Source organism: Azospirillum sp. SYSU D00513 (assembly GCF_017356015.1).
GTDB lineage: Bacteria > Pseudomonadota > Alphaproteobacteria > Azospirillales > Azospirillaceae > Azospirillum.
This window is the reverse complement of record NZ_JAFIQV010000018.1, coordinates 66,149-86,091: the sequence shown is the minus strand read 5'-3', so window position 1 is coordinate 86,091 and position 19,943 is coordinate 66,149. Positions and strand designations below refer to the sequence as shown.

Here is a 19,943-nt window from a genome sequence, read left to right as displayed (position 1 = left end):
GCGGGGTGTCTCGCTCATGCCTTGGGGTGCAATGTGTTCAGTATGTCGCGGACCTGGGCCGGCAGGCGCGCAGGCCGCCCGGCCCGGTTTATCAGCGCGAGCGTGAGATCCGCCCGCGCCAGCTCCCGGCCGTCCGGCCCGGCCCGGCGAACCGATTGTGCGGCCGCGAGAGAAGCGCCGCCGATATCGGCGATCCGGGTCACCACTTCAAGCGTATCGTCAAGCTTAGCGGGAGCGACAAATTCGATCCTCATGCGCCGTACCGCAAATGACACACCCTCCCGCTCCATCAGATCGGTGTGGCTGAGCCCGAGCAGGCGCAGCATCTCCGTCCGCGCCCGTTCCATGAAGCGCAGGTAGTTGGCGTGGTAGACGATGCCGCCCGCGTCGGTGTCCTCATAGAAGACCCGCAGCGGATAGCGGTGCAGGCCCGGCCCGTCGAAGGAGCCGGAGAGCGGATCCGGAGATGCGCCGGCCTCAGTCATCCTCGTCCTCCTCAGGCGGGAGCGCGCGGTCGAGCAGGTCGAGCTGGCGCAACGGCTGGTTCGGCGGGTTGAGGCCCAGGTAGCGGAAGCCGTGGTCGGTCAGCATGCGCCCGCGCGGCGTCCGCTGCAGGAAGCCCTGCTGGATCAGGTAGGGCTCGACAACCTCCTCCAGCACGTCGCGCTGCTCGCCGAGTGCGGCGCCCAGCGTGTCCACCCCGACCGGCCCGCCGCCGTAGTTGTGGGCGATGAGGCTTAGGTAGCGGCGGTCCATGCTGTCGAGGCCGAGCGGGTCCACCTCCAGCCGGGTCAATGCCGCGTCGGCGATGCGGGCGTCCACCTCCTCCATTCCGGCGACGGCGGCGAAGTCGCGCACCCGGCGCAGCAGGCGTCCGGACACGCGCGGCGTTCCGCGCGAGCGGTTGGCGATCTCGCGCGCGCCCTCGGGCGTGATGCCCATGCCGAGCACGCGGGCGGCACGGCTCACGATCAACTCCAACTCGTCCGGTTCGTAGAACTGGAGCCGCACGGGAATGCCGAACCGTTCGCGCAAGGGGCGCGTGATCAGGCCGGAACGCGTCGTGGCCCCGACCAGCGTGAAGGGCGGCAGGTCGATGCGGATCGACCGCGCCGACGGCCCCTCGCCGATGATGAGATCGAGCTGGAAGTCCTCCATCGCGGGATAGAGCACTTCCTCCACGGCAGGATTAAGGCGATGGATCTCGTCGATGAAGAGGACGTCGTGCGGCTGGAGGTTGGTCAGCAGCGCCGCGAGGTCACCGGCCTTGGCGATCACCGGGCCGGAGGTCGCGCGGAACCCGACCCCCAGCTCGCGCGCCACGATCTGGGCGAGCGTGGTCTTGCCCAGCCCCGGCGGGCCGAACAGCAGCACATGGTCCAGCGCCTCGCCGCGCCCACGCGCGGCCTGGATGAAGATCGACAGGTTCTCGCGCGCGTGGCGCTGGCCGATGAACTCGGCGAGCGACAGCGGGCGGATGGAGGACTCGGGCTCGTCGCCCGTGCCCTGCCCCGGCTGCACCAGCCGTTCCTGTTCGGCACTCATTGACTAAGCTCCTTCAGTCCCTGGCGGATCAGCTCCGACACCCCCGCCCCGTCCCCCAGCGCCCGGCCGGCGGCCACCACCGCGGCGAAAGCTTCCGAGCGGCCGTAGCCGAGGTTGACGAGGGCGGAGACCGCATCCCCGAGGGCCGTGTTGTCGGGAACCGCCCCACCCGCGCCCGCCTTGCCGCCCGCCGGAGCGGGACCGGCCGGGACGCCGAGCGAAAGGCTGCCCACCTTGTCCTTCAATTCATTGACGATGCGCGTGGCAACTTTGGGGCCGACGCCGTCGGCACGGGTCAGCGCCGTCTTGTCCTGCGACGCGATGGCATGGGTGAGCTGGTCCGGACCGAGCACGCCGAGGATCGCCAGCGCCAGCCGCGAACCCACCCCCTGGATGGTCGTCAGCAGCCGGAACCAGTCCCGCTCCGCGTTGTCGGCGAAGCCATAGAGATGGATGCGATCCTCGCGGACGAAGGTCTCCACAACCAGCGATGCCCGTTCGCCCTGCACGAGCCGCGACAGGGTGCGGTTCCCGCAGGACACCGAATAGCCGACCCCGTTCACATCGACGACGGCCCAATCGGTGCCGACGGAATCCACGATGCCGGTGAGCTTGGCGATCACTTGTGGTCGTCTCCATCATCCCTCTCCCGCCCCGGGAGAGGGTGGCGCGAAGCGCCACTCGCGCAAACTCCGTTTGCGCTGTTGGCGGCAGGCGAAGCTTCGCTTCGCTGGGAGCCGGGTGAGGGTGCAAACGCTGCGGCTGGACGCCGTACGACGGCGGTCGCCGACAAGGTGGAGGCGATCGTTTGCAGAACGCCCTCCAAGTTCTCGTTCACTTCGTTGTTCCAAAATCTGAGGATACGGAAACCTACCTGCTCCAGCATGCGGGTGCGCCGCTGGTCGTGCTCGACCCTGTCAGCGTGCTGACCACCGTCCAGTTCGATGATCAGCCGGTGATCATGCGCGACGAAATCGACCGTGAAGCCGAGGATCGGCTCCTGTCGCCGGAACTTCGCGCCGAGCTGCGCATTGCGCAGCTTTTGCCACAACAGCTTTTCGACGTCCGTCGCATTCAGCCGTAGATTGCGCGCACGGGCGGTTTCCGAGGGAGTCGGCTTGTCCTTGGCGGAGCGCAGCACCGCCCCCTCTCCCCCCCGGGGAGAGGGTTGGGGTGAGGGGGATCCGCGTTGCGAAAGTTCGCCGTCCCCCGTGAACCCCCTCACCCGGCGCTGCGCGCCACCCTCTCCCCCAGGGGAGAGGGCAACTTCGGCGCTCCGTGCCGGGAGCATGCCGCCAGCAGTGCTCTCGCCCGCCCCCCTGCGCCACATCGTCCAGCTCGCGCGGTGATGGGCGTGGCAGATGGCGACGGCCAGCGCGTCGGCGGCGTCCGGGGTTGAGATCTCGCAACCGGGCAGCAGGAGGCGGATCATCGCCTGGACCTGCGCCTTTTCGGCGCGGCCCTGCCCGACGACTGCCTTCTTGACCATATTGTTAGTGTATTCCGCGACCGCAAGCCCCGCCAGGGCCGGCACCAGCAGCGACACGGCGCGCGCCTGGCCGAGCTTCAGGGTGGAGGCGGCATTCGTGTTGACGAAGGTCTCCTCCACCGCCGCCTCGTCCGGGCGATAGCGCTCCACCACCTCGGTCAACGCGTCGTGGATCTGGCACAGCCGCTCCGCGAGCGAGCAGTCGCCGTCGGAATGCACCGCGCCGTCGGCGACGTGGATCAGCCGGTTGCCCGACAGCTCGATGACGCCCCAGCCGGTGTGGCGCAGGCCGGGATCGAGCCCCAGGAGGCGCACCGGCGGAGTCGCTCCACCCCCGGGGCCCGCCCCCGTCCTGACGCCCTGCCCGCGCACACCGGTCTCCTGCCCTTTAGGCGGTCAGCTTCTGCATCAGCTCGTCCGGAATGTCGAAGTTGCCTTCGACGGTCTGGACGTCGTCGTTGTCGTCGAGCACGTCGATCAGCTTCAGCAGCGACGCGGCGGCGTCCTCGCTCGGCGCGACGGTGTTCAGCGGCTTCCAGGCCAGGCGGGCGCTCTCGGCGCCGCCGAACTTGGCTTCCAGCGCGTCGCGCACGGCGGCGAAGCTCTCCACCGTGGTGGTGACCTCATGCCCGTTCTCGTCGGACTCGACGTTGTCGGCCCCGGCCTCCAGCGCCGCCTCGAACATGGAGTCGGCGTCCGCCACCGAGGCGGGGTAGTAGAGCGCGCCGACGCGGCTGAACATGAAGCTGACCGAGTTGGTCTCTCCCATCGAGCCGCCGTACTTGGTGAAGGCGGAACGGACTTCGGCCGCGGTGCGGTTGCGGTTGTCGGTCAGCGCCTCGACGATCAGCGCGACGCCGCCGGGGCCGTAACCCTCGTACCGTACCTCCTCGTAGTTCGCGTCGTCGCCGCCCGGCGCGCCGCTCTTGATCGCGCGGTCGATACGGTCGCGCGGCATGTTCTGCGAACGGGCGGCGATGATCGCCGCGCGCAGCCGCGGGTTGGCCGCCGGGTCCGGCAGGCCGCTCTTCGCCGCGACGGTGATCTCGCGGGCGAGCTTGTTGAAGATCTTGGACCGCTTGGCGTCCTGCGCGCCCTTGCGGTGCATGATGTTCTTGAACTGTGAATGACCGGCCATGCGTCGAACGAGCCTCGAACAGGGTCTGCTGGAAAGGTGGAATGTTGTGGCGCAGCTTTACCAGAATCGCGCGCGCCACCGCACGCCCTCGGCGCGGCAGACCACACCCGCGAGGATGGAAAGTCAATATGGCGTATTTGAGGCGATTGCCGGATCAGGCCAGACCGTGGCGGTTCACGGGCCAGAACGCCCCGTCGAGGATCTGGTCGATGCTGTAAGGGCAGTCGGAGGGAAGCTGTTGGGGCATGATGCCGTCCCGCTCCAGCCCCCTGGCGGCGGCGATGCGGCCTTTCCTCCAGGATCGGGCGAGCGCATCCGGGAGGCGCGGCCCGAGGCTGGGGCTGTCCTCCAGCAGATATTCGATGTCCACCCGCGCATCCTCGACGGAATGCCGCCAGCCCTTCCGGGGGTCGGATGCGGGAGACAGTTCCAACTTCAGCAGATGCTCGATGATCCTGGTCATCTGGCTGGTCAATCCGTTGAAGTCGCTGCGCCCCAAGCTTTCGATCTCCTCGGCGAGGTTCTCCCAATCCAGCGGCAGGTTGGTGCCGGTCGCGGCGGCCTCGCGCAGCCGGGCGGCCTGCTCCCGCGTCCAGGCGTAGAAGTCCCGATCATACTTGGCGTTGAAACCCATTTCCGCCTCTCGGACCGCGCGTTCCATCAATCCAGACCGTGGCGGTTCACGGGCTGGAAATCGTCGTCGAAAAGCTGTTCGAGGCTGTAGGGGCATTGGGCCGGCAGCGCGCTCTCGCCGAGGCCGTCCTGCTCCAGCCCGTCCATCGCCTTGTTGCGTCCCTGCCGCCAGGCCCAGTCGAGCGCCTCGGCATAGCGGGCCTTCAGGCTCGGGCTGTCGGCGGTGATCAGTTCGATCTGCCCCCGGGCGTCGCGCACGGTGCGCGCCCAGCCGCCGCGGGGGTTGGATGCCGGCGAGTGTTCCAGGTTGAGGAGATGCTCGATGAGGCGGCTCATCTGGCTGGCAAGACCGCGGTAGTCGCTGCGCCCCAAGCTTTCGATCTCCTCGGCGAGGTTCTCCCAGTCCAGGGGCAGGTTGGTGCCGGTCGCGGCGGCCTCGCGCAGCCGGACCGCCTGCTCCCGCGTCCAGGCGTAGAAATCCCGATCGTACTTGGCGTCGAAACCCATGACCGCCTCCGGAACGCTCGAACCGCTATCCCCGCGTCGGGAAAGTCTGACTCAAACGGCCGCCGAGGCGCAACGGCTCCACGCGGACGGCGAGGCCGGTGCGGTCGTCCGTCTCCACATAGAGGCCGCAGACGGTCGCCTCTCCTTCGGCCGGGGACAGGCGCTCGGTCGGCAGCTTGCGGATGGTCTTCGCCATGGCGATTTCCTTCTTCATGCCGATGGCGCTGTCATAGTCGCCGCACATGCCGGCGTCCGACTGGAAGGCGGTGCCGCCCGGCAGGATCATGTGGTCGGCGGTCGGCGTATGGGTGTGGGTGCCGACGACCACCGACGCGCGGCCGTCGCAGAAGTGACCCATGATCATCTTCTCGCTGGTCGCCTCGCCATGCACGTCCAGCAGGATCGCGTCCACGTTGCCGGGGCCGAGCCGGTGGGCGCGCAGCACCCGGTCCACGGCGGCGAAGGGATCGTCCAGCGGATCCATGAAAAGGCGCAGCATGACGTTCATGACCAGCACCTTGCGTCCGCCACGGGCCTGCAACAGCACGAAGCCGCGCCCCGGCGTGCCTTCCGGATAGTTCAGCGGGCGGATGATGCGGGGCTGCTGGTCGATGGCGGAGACCAGTTCCTTCTGGTCCCAGCTGTGGTTGCCGAGCGTGATGACGTCCACGCCCGCCTCGAAGAACTCCTCGGCGATCTTCACGGTGATGCCGAATCCGCCCGCCGCGTTCTCGCCGTTGACCACCGTCAGGTCGGGGTCGAGCCTTTCGCGCAAGCTCGGCAGATGGGCGATCACCGCGTCGCGGCCGCTCCGCCCCACGACGTCGCCGAGAAAAAGAATGCGCATGGCCGGACCCTTATGAATTGCCGTCTGATGGAACGCCGTCCGGATCGCTGCCGGGGTCGCGCGGGGCGCGGCCCTTTAGAAACGGAGCGCCTCGCGATCCGTCACGATCCAGTCCAGGGGCTGATCGTATTCGTCAACGGGAACCGCGTCCATCCGCTGCGCGGCGAAGGCGATGCCGATGGCCGTCACCGGCCCGCGCGCGCGCAGCCCGTCCAGCGTCCGATCGTAATAGCCCGCACCATAGCCGAGCCGCCGCCCACTTCCGTCGAAGGCGAGCAAGGGCACCAACACGACCGAGGGTGCGAGTTCGGGCCGGTCGGGGCCGGGTTCGGAAATGCCGTAGCGGCCGGTCACCATGGGAAGGGCCGGGTCCCAGTCGCGGAAGGTCAGTGCCTGCCCACGCGGGCCGGAGATGGGAAGCGCCACCGTGCGGCCGAGGGAGCGGAGGTGCCGCAGCAGCGGAAGCACATCCATCTCCGAGCCGAGCGGCCAGTAGCCGCCGACAACCGCCTCGCGCGGCGCGATGGAGTCGAGATCGATGGCGTCCAGGAAACGGTCGCGCAGGCGCAAGGCCGCCGCCTCGCGTTCCGCCGGGTCCGACAGGGCATCGCGCACCAGCTTGGCCCGTTCGCGGGCCGCCATCTTGGCGCTGCGGAGGTCGGTCATGCCCTTGGGGATCGATGCGGGAAAGGATTTAGGAGGGGTGGAAGGAGACCGCCTCGGCCGGTGGCCATGGTGCCCATCCTCCATGGCCTGCGTGAGCAGGTGGGCGTCGTGTACCCGGGCCACGGCCCGGGCAGGGACAACTCCCAAAGAGTCAAGGTTATCGGCCCTGGGGATTGATGCGACCTGCCGAACCAGGCAGTCACCTTCCGAGGACTAATCTAGGTGCGCTCGAGCCGCGCGGCAACCTCTTCGATGCGCTCGGCCACATCATTCACGGCGGCGGCCAGTTCGGCCTCGTCCACGCTTGGCGCGGTTTCGGCCTGCGCACCGCCGCTGGCGCCGCTCCGTGCCCCCTGCCCGGCCAGGACATCCTGCAGCTCGTCCGCAAGGACGAGGCTGGTCATCAGCAGCATCTGCGCCTCCGAGCCGGAGCGCCCGCCGCCGGTCAGCTCCTTCAGGCGCCCGTCCACATAGGCAGCCAGTTCGCGCAGGCGCGGCTCCTGCCCCGGCTGGCAGAGCAGCCGGTAGGCGCGCCCGTTGACTTCGATGTCCACCTGCGACATACCGCCGCTGTCCGCCGTCGTCATCGTGCCTCCAGCACCGTTTCGAGCCGCCCGATGGCGGCGTCCAGCCGCTGGGATACCACGTCGGCCTTCTCCTGGGCATGGAACTGCTCAGCCCGCGCTTCTTGCAGCGCAGCGGTCAGCTCATCCTCGCGCCGCACCGCACGGGCCTCCCGCGCCTCGGCGGCCCGCTCCAGACGTTCCACAGACGCCGCAAGGCGTTCCAGCGCGTTGCTAAGAGATTGCATAACGTTCTCCGGCAAACCTCTAGCTCCACTTGTCGATGGGGAACTGTGCGCCCGCACAGCGATCGCCGCGCGAAGGGCGGACCCGCAAGGCCGCGCACCGTCACAGATGGCATATTGTATATCATCAAAACCTTTTCGCGGCCAAGCCATTGGCGTGGATTTTCCTGCCTCCATTCCCGTGTTGACCTGGGAACGAGGCTTCTGCATGGTGCCCGCGTTCTCAGGGAAAATGACCCTTTTCCCGCCGCTTGACTGTCATTTTCTGCCCGTTTCACGCGATCGCCCTACAGGAAGCGCAGGAAGCCCTCCGATGCCCGTTGCCAACCCCACCACTCCCCCCGCCCCCATCCAAGTCATGGCGAACGCCATCCGCGCGCTCGCCATGGACGGTGTCGAGGCCGCCAAGTCGGGCCATCCCGGCATGCCCATGGGCATGGCCGACGTCGCGACGGTGCTGTTCACGCGCTTCCTGAAGTTCAACCCGAGGCAGCCCAACTGGGCCGACCGCGACCGGTTCGTGCTGTCCGCCGGCCACGGCTCAATGCTGATCTACGCGCTGGGCTATCTGACCGGCTACGAGCGCATGACCATCGACGAGCTGAAGCGCTTCCGCCAGATCGGCGGCCTGACGCCCGGCCATCCGGAGGTGGATCCCTCGCTGGGCATCGAGATGACCACCGGCCCGCTCGGCCAGGGCATCTCCACCGCCGTCGGCATGGCGCTGGCCGAGCGCATCACCAACGCCCGCTTCGGCAACGACCTGGTGAACCACTTCACCTACGTCATCGCGTCGGACGGCGACCTGATGGAGGGCGTCAGCCACGAGGCCTGCTCGCTCGCCGGCCATCTCAAGCTGAACCGTCTGATCGTGCTGTGGGACGACAACCACATCTCCATCGACGGCTCGACCGACCTCAGCTTCACCGACGACACCCAGGCCCGCTTCCGCTCCTACGGCTGGAACACGGTCGGGGTGGACGGCCATGACCCGGAGGCGGTCGCCAAGACCATCGCCGCCGCGCAGGAGTCCGACAAGCCGTCGCTGATCGCCTGCCGCACCATCATCGGCAAGGGCGCCCCCAACAAGGCCAACACCCACAGCGCCCACGGCGCGCCGCTGGGGCTGGAGGAGGTCGCCGCGACCCGCGAGGCGATCGGCTGGCCGCACGAGCCCTTCGTCGTTCCGGACGACGTGCTGAACACCTGGCGCGCCGCCGGCCACCGTGCGGACGAGCAGTACGCCGCCTGGGCCAAGCGCTTCGACTCGCTGGACGCCCAGGCCCGCAAGGCCTTCGAGGCGGCGATGAGCCACGGCGTCCCGGCCGGCCTGTCGGAGGCGATCGAGGCTTTCAAGCAGAAGGTCAGTGCTGACAAGCCGAGCTGGGCGACCCGCGTCGCGTCGGGCAACGTGCTCGAGGTGCTGGTCCCGGCCATTCCGGAACTGGTCGGCGGCTCGGCCGACCTGACGCCGTCCAACAACACCAAGGTCAAGAACACCGCCGACGTGCAGCCCGGCAGCTACGGCGGCCGCTACGTCCGCTACGGCGTGCGCGAGCACGGCATGGCGACGGTGATGAACGGCATGTCGCTGCACGGGGGCGTCATCCCCTACGGCGGCACCTTCATGCAGTTCGCCGACTATTGCCGCCCGGCGATCCGGCTGGCCGCGCTGATGAAGACCCGCACCGTCTTCGTCATGACGCACGACAGCATCGGACTCGGCGAGGACGGCCCGACCCACCAGCCGGTGGAACACCTGGCCGCCCTGCGCGCCATCCCGAACCTGCTGACCCTGCGCCCCTGTGACGCGGTCGAGACGGCGGAGTGCTGGCAGATCGCGCTGGAGCGGGTGAATGGCCCGTCGGTTCTGGCCCTGACCCGCCAGAACCTGCCGACGCTGCGCACCGAGCACACGTCGGAGAACCGCAGCGCCCGCGGCGCCTACGTGGTTCAGGAGGCCGAGGGCGAGCGCAAGGTGACGCTGCTCGCCACCGGTTCCGAGGTGTCGATCGCCGCCGAGGCCCGTGCGGCGCTACAGGCCGAAGGGATTGGTACGGCCGTCGTGTCTATGCCGAGTTGGGAACTGTTCGAGGCGCAGGACGCCGCGTACAAGAAGCAGGTGCTCGGGACCGGGATGCGCGTCGCCGTCGAGGCGGCCATCCGCCAGGGCTGGGACCGCTGGCTGGGCGAGAACGGCGCCTTCGTCGGCATGTCCGGCTTCGGCGAGTCCGGCCCCTACCAGGAGCTGTACAAGCATTTCGGCATCACGGCCGACGCCGTGGTGGCCGCCGCCAAGGCGGGTCTGTAAGGGTCCCGGCCGCAAGGCCGGACCCCGCAAAAACAAGAAGGAGGATTGGTTATGGCTGTTCGGGTTGCGATCAACGGTTTCGGCCGCATCGGCCGTCTGGTCCTGCGGGCCATCTACGAGAGCGGCCGCAAGGACGTGGAGGTCGTGGGCATCAACGACCTCGCCGACCTCGGCACCAACGCGCACCTTCTGAAGTACGACAGCGTGCACGGCCGCTTCCCCGGCACCATCGAGGTCCGCGACGGCAATCTCGTCGTCAACGGTCATGAGATCAAGGTCGTCCAGGAACGCGACCCGACCAAGCTTCCCTGGAAGGATCTGGGCGTCCAGGTCGCCATGGAATGCTCGGGCATCTTCACCAAGCGCCTCGACGCCGCCAAGCATCTGGAAGCCGGCGCCGAGAAGGTGCTGATCTCCGCCCCGGGCACCGACGAGGACCTGACGGTCGTCTATGGCGTGAACCACGACCAGCTCAAGGCCGAGCACCGGATCGTGTCCAACGCCTCCTGCACGACCAACTGCCTGTCGCCCGTCGCCTTCGTGCTGCACAACCTCGTCGGCATCGAGAAGGGCTTCATGACCACGATCCACTCCTACACGGGTGACCAGCGGATCGTGGACACGAACCACAAGGACCTGCACCGCGCCCGCGCGGCGGCCCTGAACATGATCCCGACATCGACCGGCGCCGCCAAGGCCGTCGGCAAGGTGCTGCCGGACCTGAAGGGCAAGCTGGACGGCACCGCCATCCGCGTGCCGACCCCCAACGTCTCGGTCGTGGACTTCAAGTTCATCGCCAAGCGCGCCACCACGGCGGAAGAGGTCAACAAGGCCATCTCCGACGCCGCCGCCGGCCCGCTGAAGGGCATTCTCGGCGCCTACACGGAGGAGCTGGTCTCCACCGACTTCAACCACGACGCCCACAGCTCGATCTTCGCGCTGAACGAGACCAAGGTCATCGACGGCAACTTCGTCCGCATCATGACCTGGTACGACAACGAGTGGGGCTTCTCGAACCGCATGAGCGACACCGCCGTCGCCATGACCAACGCGAAGTAAGCCCGAGCGTTACTGTCTGCTGACAAGGGGCGCCTCCGCGAGGGGGCGCCCTTCTTTCTTTGGTCCTGCGCCTTCGCCCCTTCTCCGCTTGAAGGGCCGCTTGAGGGATGGGCGTGTCGCAACTATTCTTCTTGTCATGGGCAGGTTGGATTCGGGCAGCATGAACAGCGAGATCGTCAACGACCGTGCGAAGCTGATCTACCATCGCCTCATCGCGCGCCGGATCGCGGGTGACCCTGATCTGGTCAGGCGCGCCCGCAACGTCCTGGACAATCTGGCGACGGACCCAAATCAGCGGGCCTACGTCGGCGAGTGGAGGAACGTGCTCGCCGGATCCGATGGTCAAATCCGCAATTTCATCGTCTCCAGGGGGCAGGATGCGACGCGGCTTCGCATCAGTTCTCCCTTTCCCTTGCTCCCGGAACTCTCCATCGAAGACGAGCAGATACGGAGGCGGTTGTGGCGAAAGGCCAAGACGTTCGCACGATCGACGACTTGGAACGCGCTGTCCGCGCCCTGACGCGGCATTTCAACTGTGATACCGCCATCATCATCGGAAGTCAGGCCATACTGGTTGGATGGCCAAACGCTCCCGTCATCATGCGCACCTCTCCGGAGATCGACGCTTATCCCGCCAATGCCCGAGAATGGGAGGCGGCGCGGGCGGCAGAAGGGCAAGACGCGGAAGCATCCGAGGAGATATTCGCGCTTTTCGGTCCAGGTTCGGAGTTTCACAAGACGCACGGCTTTTACATCGATGGATGTGATGACCGAACCGCAAAACTTCCTCATGGCTGGCGCAGCCGCGCCGTGATCCGCAAAATCGAGGTTGACGCGCACACTGTGCGGGCCATCGCGCCAAACACGTCCGATCTGATCGTGTCGAAGCTTATGGTTCTTCGCGAAAAGGACAAGGACTTCATCCGCGAATGCCATGCCACCCGCCATCTTGACCGCAACCACCTCAAGCGGCTTCTCACCCAGATGCTGGTTCCCCAGGACCAGCGTAAGATCATCGACGCTTTCCTCGACTCGCTTTGACGGTTTTTGTCCGTACCGGATGCTGAACTGCACGGAACGCAGGGCGGGCCTTCGGCTTTTGCGCCGTTGTGTTGCACCGACGCGAGATTAAGGTCTCGCCTCTTCCGTTTGCGTTTGTGCGACCCTGATTGTCGCACCCACTTCTTGGGAGCCCCCATGTCCTCCAGCGAAGCGCTCCGTCCGGCCGCCGGCCCGGCGGAGCAGCGGACGATCACGCCGCTGCTGACCTTCGTCCTCGCGGCGGCCTGTGGTGCCGTCGTCGCGAACATCTATTACGCGCAGCCCCTGGTCGGGCTGATCGGGCCGGCGCTCGGGCTGCCGCCGGAGATCAGCAGCTTCGTGGTGACGCTGACGCAGATCGGCTATGGCGCGGGGCTCGTGCTGCTGGTGCCGCTGGGCGACCTGCTGGAGAACCGGCGGCTGGTCGGCGTCACGCTGGCGGGCGCCGTCCTGGCGCTGCTGCTGGCCGCGGTGGCGCCGAATGGCGCCCTGTTCCTGGCGGCGTCCTTCCTGATCGGGCTGAGTTCGGTGGCGGTGCAGATGCTGGTGCCGCTCGCGGCTCACATGGCGCCCGACGCGATGCGCGGGCGGGTGGTCGGCAACGTCATGAGCGGCCTTCTGCTGGGCATCCTGCTGGCACGCCCGCTGTCGAGCCTGATCGCCGACCATTTCGGCTGGCGCGCGGTGTTCGGCGTCTCGGCCCTGATCACGGTCGCCTTCGCTCTGCTGCTCGCCCGCGTGCTGCCCTACCGCCGGCCGGCGCGCGTCGCCAGCTACGGCGGGCTGCTGGGCTCCCTCTGGTCGCTGCTGCGCGGCACGCCGGTGCTGCAGCGCCGGACCGCCTACCAGACCATGGCCTTCGCCGCCTTCAGCCTCTACTGGACCGGTGTGCCGCTGCATCTGGCAGGAGAGCCCTTCCACCTGTCGCAGAGCGGCATCGCGCTGTTCGCGCTGTCGGGTGCGGCCGGCGCGCTGGTGGCGCCCATCGCCGGCCGCATCGCCGACCGCGGCTGGAGCCGTCCGGCAACCGGCGTCGCTCTGCTGTCCATCGCTGCCGCCTTCCCCGTCGCCTGGCTGGGGCGCGACTCCATTGCCATGCTGATCCTGGCCGGGCTGCTGCTGGACGCGGGCGTCCAGTGCAACATGGTTGTCGGGCAGCGGGCCATCTATTCGCTCGGGGCCGAAGTGCGCAGCCGCATGAACGGCATCTACATGGCGATCTTCTTCTTCGGCGGCGCGCTCGGCTCGGCGCTCGCCGGCTATGCCTTCGCCCATGGCGGCTGGGTGCCGGTCACCTGGATCGGCTTCGCCTTCCCGGTGATCGCGCTCGCCTGCTATGCCACCGAACTCGGCAACCGTCGGAGGGGCTGACTCCGCCGGTCACCGTTTCCGCCTCAGTCTGCGCCTTTACTGCCGGCGCAGCGAGGTCATGCTGTCGCTGTACTCGAACGCGGGCATCGCCTCGACCTCCTGCCTGGTCAGGCCGCTGAGTCCGACCGTGTCCTGGCCCGGCTGCCAGTTCACGTTGCCGATATCGATGGCGACCTGCTTGTCGCCGAATCCGAGAAAGCCGCCATGGGAGACGACGACCTGTTCCGGCTGCCCGTCGGATCCGAGGATCACGTCCTCGACGGTGCCGAACTCGCTGCCGTCCTCCCCGATGAGGGTCTTGTCCATCAGGGCTTCGGGCGGAATCGGCTGCTCGTTCACCGATATGCCGGCCTGCGCGCCGTCCGCGGGAACCTCGGGCGGCGGCTCGGACATGGGATCGGCACCGGCCGCCGCCGCCGGGTTCTCCCCGGCGGCGGAGCCGGCGGGCGGCGCCTGGGCCAGGGACGGGGCGCTCAGGCCAAGCAGGAGGGCGCTGGTCAAAAGGAGATTCCCACGCATGGCGGTTACTCTTGCCGTGGCTGATGGTAGGTTCAACGGCCCTCCCCCGCGCCGCGTTCCCGCCCGCGCCTGCTCTCCCGCCATCCCACCCTTCCCATGACAGCCCCTCGCCCGATCCGCATTCACGGCCTTGCCGACGCCCTCGCCGCCCTCAGCACCGCCTCGGAACTGCACCGGCCCTTGACGCTGGTCAGCGCGCCCGGCGCCGCCGCGCATGCCGGCGCCCTATGGTTCAGGGAAGTCGTGGCGAAGGCCCGTGCCGCCTTTCCGGACGTCGTGGTGACGGCAGTGCTGGACTGCGCCGACCGCGCCGGGGACGTGCAGGGCGCGCTCGCATCCGGCGTCACGCACATCCTCTTCACGGGCCACCCGGACGCTGCCCGCGCGCTTGCGGAGGTCGCCGCCGCGCGCGGGGCCGTGCTGTTGCAGGCCCTCCCCGGCGCGCTGGACCTGCGGACGGTACGCGACCCGGCCGCCGCCTGCCGCGCCTGGCTGGAAGAAAGTTGACTATACTGACAATCGGGGTGCGTTAACGCCAATTCGCCGGAACTCTCCGCGCGAAAGTGGTGTATCGTGTCGGATAACGCGAAACTGCGGTAAGCCCGTGCCCCCGATGAGTCACACGACCTCGACATTGCCGCCACCGGATCCGAAGGCGCCGGAAACCAGGGACAGGACGCGCGCCGCCGCGAAAGTCACGGCCGCCGGCACGCGCGGGCCGGAGGACCTCGTCCGGACACTCCACCCCGCCGGGATGCCGCATCCGGAGGTGGTGAAGTACAGCACCCCGGTGCGGATCGTGATCTGGGTCGGCCTCATGGCCCTGTCCTGGGGCGTGGTGGCGGGGGTCGGCTACGGCCTCTACAGCCTCGCCCGTTCGCTCCTCTTCTGACCAAACGCAGAGCGCCTCCGCCTATCCATTCGCGCCCCGTTTGGCCGCCATTCCTAGCCGTTTCGGCCTGCAAACCAAGCGAAGTATGTCCCTGCGCCCGTTGCAAAGAGGCTGGGGCTGGGCTATGAGCACGGCACTTCCTGAAAATGCCTTGGGGAAAGAACAAAAATGAAGCTCACGCGCCGCGTTAAGGAAATCCTGGCCAATTACGAGAGCGACAATCCGGGCGTCAAGGCGAACCTCGCCCGCATCCTCATGGAAGGCAAGCTGGGAGGAACCGGCAAGCTGGTGATCCTGCCGGTCGACCAGGGCTTCGAGCATGGTCCGGCCCGTAGCTTCGCCCCGAACGAGCCGGGCTACGACCCGCACTATCACTACCAGCTCGCCATCGACGCGGGCTGCAACGCCTACGCCGCTCCGCTCGGCCCGCTCGAGGCCGGCGCCAGCACCTTCGCCGGCTCGATCCCGACGATTCTGAAGATGAACAGCGCCAACAGCCTGTCGCGCCAGAAGGAAGGCGCCGACCAAGCGGTGACCGCCTCGGTCCGCGACGCGCTGCGGCTGGGCTGCTCGGCCATCGGCTTCACGATCTATCCCGGCTCGGACGCCATGTACGACCAGTACGAGGAGATCCGCGAGCTGTCCGCCGAGGCGAAGTCCTACGGCATCCCCACGGTCCTCTGGTCGTACCCGCGCGGCGGCACCATCACCAAGGACGGTGAGCTGGCGATCGACGTGATCGCCTACGCGGCGCACATGGCGGCGCTGCTCGGCGCCCACATCATCAAGGTGAAGCTGCCGAGCGCCCACCTGGAGAACGCCGAGGCCAAGAAGGTCTACGAATCGAAGAACATCCCGATCGGCAGCCAGGCCGAGCGCGTCAAGCACGTCATGCAGTCGGCCTTCAACGGCCGCCGCCTGGTGGTCTTCTCGGGCGGCGCGACCAAGGGCGAGGACGCGGTGTTCGAGGACGCGCGCGCCATCCGCGACGGCGGCGGCAACGGCTCGATCATCGGCCGCAACGCCTTCCAGCGTCCGCGCGAGGAAGCACTCGCCCTGCTCGACCGGATCATGAAGATCTACCAGGGTAAGGAATAAGCTTGGCCGACTGCCGCTTGTACCTCGTGACGCCGCCGGCCCTGGAGCCGGCGGCGTTCGCGCCGAAGCTGATCGAGGCTCTGGACGCGGGCGATGTCGCCTGCGTCCAGCTTCGTTTGAAGGACTGTCCGGAGGACGCGATCCGCCGGGCCTGCGACGCGTTGCGCCCGATCGCGCAGGAGCGCGGCGTCGCCTTCATCCTGAACGACCACCCGGAACTCGCCCGCGAGCTGGGCTGCGACGGCGTGCATGTCGGGCAGACCGACACCCCCTACGACAAGGCGCGCCGGATCGTCGGCAAGGACGCCATCGTCGGGGTGACCTGCCATGACAGCCGCCACCTCGCCATGGAAGCCGGCGAGGCCGGAGCCGACTACGTCGCCTTCGGCGCCTTCTTCCCCACCGGCACCAAGATCGCCGAGACGAAGGCCGAGGTCGAGCTGATCGCCTGGTGGGCGGAGATGATGGAAGTTCCCTGCGTCGCCATCGGCGGCATCACGCCGGAGAACTGCCCCCCGCTCGTGCGCGCGGGCGTCGATTTCCTCGCCGTCGTCGGCGCGGTCTGGAACCACCCGGATGGGCCGGCCGCGGCCGTCAAGGCCTTCAACGCCGCCATCGCGGAGGCCGCGGCCGGCTGACCCCCGCCGGCGCGTGATCTCATGGAAAGCCTTCCTTTCGAAACGCTGGGGCTCCTGTTCGGAGTCGCCCTGCTCGCCGGTTTCGTCGACTCCATCGCGGGCGGCGGCGGGCTCCTCTCCCTTCCCGCCTTGCTCTCGGTCGGGCTGACGCCGGTCCAGGCGGTCGCCACCAACAAGCTCCAATCCTCCTTCGGCTCCTTCTCGGCGGCGCTCCGCTTCGTCCGCAACGGGGAGGCCGACCCACGCCGCATGCTCGTCATGATCGGTTTCACCGCGCTCGGCTCCGCCGGGGGCGCCATCCTGGTGCAGATCCTCGACACGGAGTTCCTGCGCGACGTTATCCCCGTCCTTCTGATCGGCATCGCGCTCTACCTTCTGCTCAGCCCCAAGGCCGGCGACGTGGACGCGCGTCAGCGGCTGAGCGAAGGCGCCTTCGCCCTGATCTGCGGCACCACCATCGGCTTCTACGACGGGTTCTTCGGGCCGGGCACCGGCACTTTCTTCACGATCGCCTTCGTCACGGCACTGGGTTTCAACCTGCGCAAGGCAACGGCCCACACGAAGATCCTGAACTTCACCAGCAACATCGTCGGGCTGCTGTTCCTGCTGGCGGGCGGGCACATCCTGTGGGTGGCCGGGCTGCTGATGGGTGTCGGGCAGTTCCTGGGCGCGCAGATCGGCGCCCAGCTCGTCATCAACAACGGCGCACGGCTCGTCCGGCCGATGCTGGTGGCCGCTTCACTTGCCGTCACGGCGCGGCTGGTCTGGACCGATCCGGACAACATCCTGCGCGGCGCGGCTTCCGCCCTGCTCCACTGGTTCCTGTGAGCCACACTCTTCCACCGCATTACTCCTATATGGGTATGCACGCTGGAAGGTTATCCCCTCCGATGGCATAAGGGTCCCCATCACGGGGACGGACAATGCGGGGGAAGAGATGCGGGTCGGGATGAAGCTGTCGGCGCTTGGGCCATCGCTGCTGGCCGGACTGGCCGCGGCCACGCTGGCGGTGCCCGCCCCGGCCCTTGCCTCCGGCTTCGCGCTGAAGGAGCAGAGCGCGTCGGGCCAGGGCGCGTCCTTCGCAGGCATCACCGCGGGCGCCAACGGCGACGCCAGCGCGATGTTCTACAACCCGGCCACGCTGGGCATGCTGGAGGGCAACCAGAGCGTCGGCGTTCTGTCCGGCATCTTCCCCGAATCGAGGGTCGAGGGCGCGTCCGCCACGCGGGCCTCCCGCCTCGGCGGCGCTCCGATCTCCGGGAACGCGTCGCCCGGCGACATCGGGCGCGACGCGCCTGTGGCCGCCGGCTACGGCAGCTACGCCGTGACACCGGACCTGACGCTCGGCGTCTCGCTGACCGCCCCCTGGGGTCTCGCCACCGTCTATCCCAAGGACTGGATCGGGCGCTATCACGCCCGTCACTCCTCGCTGCTGACGGTCAACCTCCAGCCGACCGCCGCCTACAAGCTGTCCCCCTCGCTGACGCTCGGCGCCGGCGTCCAGATGCAGTACGCGCGCGCGCGGCTGACGCAGTTCGTCGATTTCGGCGGCATCCTGGGCGCGCCCGGCACCCGCGACGGCTACGGCGACATCCGCGGTGACGATTTCGGATTCGGCGCCACGGCGGGCGTCCTGTACGAGCCCATGCGGGGCACGCGCTTCGGCCTGTCCTTCCGCTCGGCGGTGCATCACGAACTGAAGGGCAAGGGCAGCTTCTCCAACGTACCGGCTCCGCTGGCGGCGAGCTTCGCCACCTCCGACGTGACGGCGAAGCTCGTCACGCCGGAGATCCTGTCCTTTGGCGCCTATCACGAGATCGACAGCCGCTGGGCGGTGATGGGCGACCTGCAATGGACGAACTGGTCGCGCTACCGGGAATCGCGCGTCGATTACGCCAACCCGCTGCGCCCCGACACGGTGACGGAGCAGCAGTTTCACGATACTTGGTTCGCCTCCGTCGGCGCCGCCTACAAGTGGAGCGACGGGCTGACCCTGCGGGCCGGCATCGGCTATGACGAGGGCGCCGCGCCGGACGAGCACCGGGGGCCGCGCCTGCCGGATACCGACCGTTACTGGCTGTCCGCCGGGGTCGGCTTCTCGCTGTTCGACCATGTCCGGACGGACGTCGGCTATTCCCTGGTGCTCGGCCGCAAGGCCAGGATCAACCTGACCGACGACCTGACCGGGCCGGAGGCTTTCCGCGGCAACCTGTCGGCCAGCTACGACGCCCATGTCCACGTCATCGCGATCCAGAACAAGCTCTCCTTCTAGCGGTCCGCCTTGCCCCCCCGCAGGCTCCCGCCACGCCGGGAGCCTGTGATAGGCTCCCCCGAACCGTTCGCCATAAGAACAGCTTGGGGGATCAAGGAATGGCCGAAACCTTCACCGCATTCGTGATCGAGGACGTGGACGGCAAGCCGCGCGGCGGCTTCCGCCAGCTCTCGTTGGGCGACCTTCCCGACCATGAGGTGCTGGTCGAGGTCGCCTGCTCCACTCTGAACTACAAGGACGGGCTGGCCGTGTCCGGCAAGGGCCGCATCGCCCGCAAGCTGCCGATGGTCGCGGGCATCGACCTCGCCGGCACGGTGGTGGAATCGCGCTCGCCCGCCTGGAAGGCCGGGGACCGCGTAGTGGTGAACGGCTGGGGCCTGTCCGAAACCCAATGGGGCGGCTACGGCCGCTACCAGCGCGTCAAGACGGACTGGCTGACCCGCCTGCCCGACGCCTTCACCCCGCAGCAGGCCATGGCCATCGGCACCGCCGGCTACACGGCCGCCCTGTGCGTGGACGCGCTGGAGGATTGGGGCAGCGTCGCCAACGACGGCAAGGAAGTGCTGGTCACCGGAGCCGCCGGCGGCGTTGGGTCCGTCGCCGTGGCGCTGCTGTCCCGCGCCGGATATCCGGTTATCGCCGCCACCGGCCGGCCAGAGACGCACGACTACCTCCGGAACCTCGGGGCCACCGCAATCATCGACCGCGACAGCCTGGCCGAAGCCGGCCAGCCCCTCCAGAAGGAGCGCTGGGCCGGAGCCGTGGACGTGGTCGGCGGACGGACGCTCGCCAACGTCCTCGCCCAGACCGTCTACGGCGGCGCGGTCACCGCTTGTGGCCTCGCCGGTTCCACCGACCTGCCCGGCACGGTGTTCCCGCACATCCTGCGCAGCGTCGCGCTGATCGGCGTCGATTCGGTCATGGCTCCGCCCACCAAGCGCGAACGCGCCTGGGCGCGTCTGGCCCGCGACCTGGACAAGGACAGGCTGGCCGCCATGACCGAGACGGCACCGATGTCCAAGCTGCCGGAACTGGCCGAACGCATCCTCGCCGGCCAGATCCGCGGCCGGGTGGTGATCGACATTACCGCGTGAGAGTGGGGGTGGGGC

At 68.3% G+C, this 19,943-nt stretch carries 24 protein-coding genes, 1 other RNA gene and 1 pseudogene; 12 read left to right on the top strand and 14 right to left on the bottom strand.

Annotation, left to right across the window (positions count from 1 at the left end; translation table 11 throughout):
• Positions 1-14: 14 nt before the first annotated feature.
• The 13 genes and pseudogenes from ybgC to JUB11_RS15120 all read right to left on the bottom strand — a co-directional run bounded on the left by ybgC (position 15) and on the right by JUB11_RS15120 (position 7,636).
• Positions 15-485 (bottom strand): tol-pal system-associated acyl-CoA thioesterase, encoded by a 471-nt coding sequence (ybgC, locus tag JUB11_RS15175; RefSeq protein ID WP_207459401.1) that lies wholly within the window; start codon positions 483-485, stop codon positions 15-17.
• Complete coding sequence (gene ruvB, locus JUB11_RS15170) at positions 478-1,545, bottom strand: Holliday junction branch migration DNA helicase RuvB (protein ID WP_207459400.1); 1,068 nt, start codon at positions 1,543-1,545, stop codon at positions 478-480. The genes ybgC and ruvB overlap by 8 nt, the downstream gene beginning before the upstream one ends.
• Positions 1,542-2,168, bottom strand: coding sequence for a Holliday junction branch migration protein RuvA (gene ruvA / locus JUB11_RS15165; RefSeq protein WP_207459399.1), 627 nt, complete (start codon positions 2,166-2,168; stop codon positions 1,542-1,544). Before ruvA ends, ruvB begins: the two co-directional genes overlap by 4 nt.
• Complete coding sequence (locus JUB11_RS32785) at positions 2,165-2,836, bottom strand: endonuclease domain-containing protein (RefSeq protein ID WP_247887079.1); 672 nt, start codon at positions 2,834-2,836, stop codon at positions 2,165-2,167. The genes ruvA and JUB11_RS32785 overlap by 4 nt, the downstream gene beginning before the upstream one ends.
• Positions 2,837-2,884: 48 nt before the next feature.
• Positions 2,885-3,349: pseudogene (ruvC, locus tag JUB11_RS32780) on the bottom strand (crossover junction endodeoxyribonuclease RuvC); the annotation flags it as partial.
• A 73-nt stretch (positions 3,350-3,422) separates the two neighbouring features.
• The gene (locus JUB11_RS15155; RefSeq protein WP_207459397.1) at positions 3,423-4,172 is read right to left on the bottom strand and encodes a YebC/PmpR family DNA-binding transcriptional regulator; all 750 of its coding nucleotides are present in this window, start codon (positions 4,170-4,172) and stop codon (positions 3,423-3,425) included.
• Between the two features lie 154 nt (positions 4,173-4,326).
• Positions 4,327-4,806 (bottom strand): DUF29 domain-containing protein, encoded by a 480-nt coding sequence (locus JUB11_RS15150; protein WP_207459396.1) that lies wholly within the window; start codon positions 4,804-4,806, stop codon positions 4,327-4,329.
• Between the two features lie 26 nt (positions 4,807-4,832).
• A complete protein-coding gene (locus JUB11_RS15145) occupies positions 4,833-5,312 on the bottom strand; it encodes a DUF29 domain-containing protein (RefSeq protein ID WP_207459395.1) in 480 nt (159 codons plus the stop codon).
• 25 nt (positions 5,313-5,337) lie between these two features.
• Entirely contained in the window at positions 5,338-6,159 is an 822-nt protein-coding gene (locus JUB11_RS15140; RefSeq protein ID WP_207459394.1) for a TIGR00282 family metallophosphoesterase, read from the bottom strand.
• A gap of 75 nt (positions 6,160-6,234) precedes the next feature.
• The gene (locus tag JUB11_RS15135; protein WP_207459393.1) at positions 6,235-6,825 is read right to left on the bottom strand and encodes a 5-formyltetrahydrofolate cyclo-ligase; all 591 of its coding nucleotides are present in this window, start codon (positions 6,823-6,825) and stop codon (positions 6,235-6,237) included.
• 41 nt (positions 6,826-6,866) lie between these two features.
• A non-coding RNA gene (gene ssrS, locus JUB11_RS15130) (6S RNA) lies at positions 6,867-7,030 on the bottom strand.
• Positions 7,031-7,043: 13 nt separating this feature from the next.
• Positions 7,044-7,412: a cell division protein ZapA gene (locus JUB11_RS15125; RefSeq protein WP_247887073.1), complete on the bottom strand. Its 369-nt coding sequence runs from the start codon at positions 7,410-7,412 to the stop codon at positions 7,044-7,046.
• The gene (locus JUB11_RS15120) at positions 7,409-7,636 is read right to left on the bottom strand and encodes a hypothetical protein (RefSeq protein ID WP_207459392.1); all 228 of its coding nucleotides are present in this window, start codon (positions 7,634-7,636) and stop codon (positions 7,409-7,411) included. Before JUB11_RS15120 ends, JUB11_RS15125 begins: the two co-directional genes overlap by 4 nt.
• Before the next feature lie 310 nt (positions 7,637-7,946).
• Here JUB11_RS15120 and tkt point away from each other — a divergent pair, with 310 nt between their 5' ends.
• The 5 genes from tkt to JUB11_RS15095 all read left to right on the top strand — a co-directional run bounded on the left by tkt (position 7,947) and on the right by JUB11_RS15095 (position 13,415).
• A complete protein-coding gene (tkt, locus tag JUB11_RS15115) occupies positions 7,947-9,944 on the top strand; it encodes a transketolase (protein ID WP_247887072.1) in 1,998 nt (665 codons plus the stop codon).
• Positions 9,945-9,995: 51 nt separating this feature from the next.
• Entirely contained in the window at positions 9,996-11,003 is a 1,008-nt protein-coding gene (gene gap / locus JUB11_RS15110; RefSeq protein ID WP_207459391.1) for a type I glyceraldehyde-3-phosphate dehydrogenase, read from the top strand.
• A 160-nt stretch (positions 11,004-11,163) separates the two neighbouring features.
• Entirely contained in the window at positions 11,164-11,523 is a 360-nt protein-coding gene (locus JUB11_RS15105) for a hypothetical protein (RefSeq protein WP_207459390.1), read from the top strand.
• Positions 11,499-12,044, top strand: a complete 546-nt coding sequence (locus JUB11_RS15100) for a DUF6036 family nucleotidyltransferase (RefSeq protein WP_207459389.1) — start codon at positions 11,499-11,501, stop codon at positions 12,042-12,044. The genes JUB11_RS15105 and JUB11_RS15100 overlap by 25 nt, the downstream gene beginning before the upstream one ends.
• A 156-nt stretch (positions 12,045-12,200) precedes the next feature.
• Complete coding sequence (locus JUB11_RS15095) at positions 12,201-13,415, top strand: MFS transporter (RefSeq protein ID WP_207459388.1); 1,215 nt, start codon at positions 12,201-12,203, stop codon at positions 13,413-13,415.
• 36 nt (positions 13,416-13,451) lie between these two features.
• Here JUB11_RS15095 and JUB11_RS15090 read toward each other — a convergent pair whose 3' ends face one another.
• Positions 13,452-13,916: a PRC-barrel domain-containing protein gene (locus JUB11_RS15090; protein ID WP_207459387.1), complete on the bottom strand. Its 465-nt coding sequence runs from the start codon at positions 13,914-13,916 to the stop codon at positions 13,452-13,454.
• A gap of 114 nt (positions 13,917-14,030) precedes the next feature.
• Between JUB11_RS15090 and JUB11_RS15085 the strand changes: the two genes are divergently transcribed.
• The 7 genes from JUB11_RS15085 (at position 14,031) to JUB11_RS15055 (ending at position 19,928) form a co-directional block, all read left to right on the top strand.
• A complete protein-coding gene (locus JUB11_RS15085) occupies positions 14,031-14,441 on the top strand; it encodes a hypothetical protein (RefSeq protein WP_207459386.1) in 411 nt (136 codons plus the stop codon).
• Between the two features lie 106 nt (positions 14,442-14,547).
• Entirely contained in the window at positions 14,548-14,826 is a 279-nt protein-coding gene (locus JUB11_RS15080; RefSeq protein ID WP_207459385.1) for a hypothetical protein, read from the top strand.
• A gap of 168 nt (positions 14,827-14,994) precedes the next feature.
• Complete coding sequence (locus tag JUB11_RS15075; protein WP_207459384.1) at positions 14,995-15,924, top strand: class I fructose-bisphosphate aldolase; 930 nt, start codon at positions 14,995-14,997, stop codon at positions 15,922-15,924.
• A complete protein-coding gene (gene thiE / locus JUB11_RS15070) occupies positions 15,921-16,562 on the top strand; it encodes a thiamine phosphate synthase (RefSeq protein WP_207459433.1) in 642 nt (213 codons plus the stop codon). Before JUB11_RS15075 ends, thiE begins: the two co-directional genes overlap by 4 nt.
• 21 nt (positions 16,563-16,583) lie before the next feature.
• Positions 16,584-17,390, top strand: coding sequence for a TSUP family transporter (locus JUB11_RS15065; protein ID WP_207459383.1), 807 nt, complete (start codon positions 16,584-16,586; stop codon positions 17,388-17,390).
• A gap of 121 nt (positions 17,391-17,511) precedes the next feature.
• The gene (locus JUB11_RS15060) at positions 17,512-18,834 is read left to right on the top strand and encodes an outer membrane protein transport protein (RefSeq protein WP_207459382.1); all 1,323 of its coding nucleotides are present in this window, start codon (positions 17,512-17,514) and stop codon (positions 18,832-18,834) included.
• Between the two features lie 98 nt (positions 18,835-18,932).
• Positions 18,933-19,928, top strand: coding sequence for an MDR family oxidoreductase (locus JUB11_RS15055; RefSeq protein WP_207459381.1), 996 nt, complete (start codon positions 18,933-18,935; stop codon positions 19,926-19,928).
• Positions 19,929-19,943: the final 15 nt, after the last annotated feature.

Bases quoted from the DNA above. Each gene is read 5' to 3' on its own strand.
- ybgC (WP_207459401.1), bottom strand. From the start codon at position 485: ATGACTGAGGCCGGCGCATCTCCGGATCCGCTCTCCGGCTCCTTCGAC.
- ruvB (WP_207459400.1), bottom strand. From the start codon at position 1,545: ATGAGTGCCGAACAGGAACGGCTGGTGCAGCCGGGGCAGGGCACGGGC.
- JUB11_RS32785 (WP_247887079.1), bottom strand. From the start codon at position 2,836: ATGCTCCCGGCACGGAGCGCCGAAGTTGCCCTCTCCCCTGGGGGAGAG.
- JUB11_RS15155 (WP_207459397.1), bottom strand. From the start codon at position 4,172: ATGGCCGGTCATTCACAGTTCAAGAACATCATGCACCGCAAGGGCGCG.
- JUB11_RS15150 (WP_207459396.1), bottom strand. From the start codon at position 4,806: ATGGGTTTCAACGCCAAGTATGATCGGGACTTCTACGCCTGGACGCGG.
- JUB11_RS15145 (WP_207459395.1), bottom strand. From the start codon at position 5,312: ATGGGTTTCGACGCCAAGTACGATCGGGATTTCTACGCCTGGACGCGG.
- JUB11_RS15140 (WP_207459394.1), bottom strand. From the start codon at position 6,159: ATGCGCATTCTTTTTCTCGGCGACGTCGTGGGGCGGAGCGGCCGCGAC.
- JUB11_RS15135 (WP_207459393.1), bottom strand. From the start codon at position 6,825: ATGACCGACCTCCGCAGCGCCAAGATGGCGGCCCGCGAACGGGCCAAG.
- JUB11_RS15125 (WP_247887073.1), bottom strand. From the start codon at position 7,412: ATGACGACGGCGGACAGCGGCGGTATGTCGCAGGTGGACATCGAAGTC.
- JUB11_RS15120 (WP_207459392.1), bottom strand. From the start codon at position 7,636: ATGCAATCTCTTAGCAACGCGCTGGAACGCCTTGCGGCGTCTGTGGAA.
- tkt (WP_247887072.1), top strand. From the start codon at position 7,947: ATGCCCGTTGCCAACCCCACCACTCCCCCCGCCCCCATCCAAGTCATG.
- gap (WP_207459391.1), top strand. From the start codon at position 9,996: ATGGCTGTTCGGGTTGCGATCAACGGTTTCGGCCGCATCGGCCGTCTG.
- JUB11_RS15105 (WP_207459390.1), top strand. From the start codon at position 11,164: ATGAACAGCGAGATCGTCAACGACCGTGCGAAGCTGATCTACCATCGC.
- JUB11_RS15095 (WP_207459388.1), top strand. From the start codon at position 12,201: ATGTCCTCCAGCGAAGCGCTCCGTCCGGCCGCCGGCCCGGCGGAGCAG.
- JUB11_RS15085 (WP_207459386.1), top strand. From the start codon at position 14,031: ATGACAGCCCCTCGCCCGATCCGCATTCACGGCCTTGCCGACGCCCTC.
- JUB11_RS15080 (WP_207459385.1), top strand. From the start codon at position 14,548: ATGAGTCACACGACCTCGACATTGCCGCCACCGGATCCGAAGGCGCCG.
- JUB11_RS15075 (WP_207459384.1), top strand. From the start codon at position 14,995: ATGAAGCTCACGCGCCGCGTTAAGGAAATCCTGGCCAATTACGAGAGC.
- JUB11_RS15065 (WP_207459383.1), top strand. From the start codon at position 16,584: ATGGAAAGCCTTCCTTTCGAAACGCTGGGGCTCCTGTTCGGAGTCGCC.
- JUB11_RS15060 (WP_207459382.1), top strand. From the start codon at position 17,512: ATGAAGCTGTCGGCGCTTGGGCCATCGCTGCTGGCCGGACTGGCCGCG.
- JUB11_RS15055 (WP_207459381.1), top strand. From the start codon at position 18,933: ATGGCCGAAACCTTCACCGCATTCGTGATCGAGGACGTGGACGGCAAG.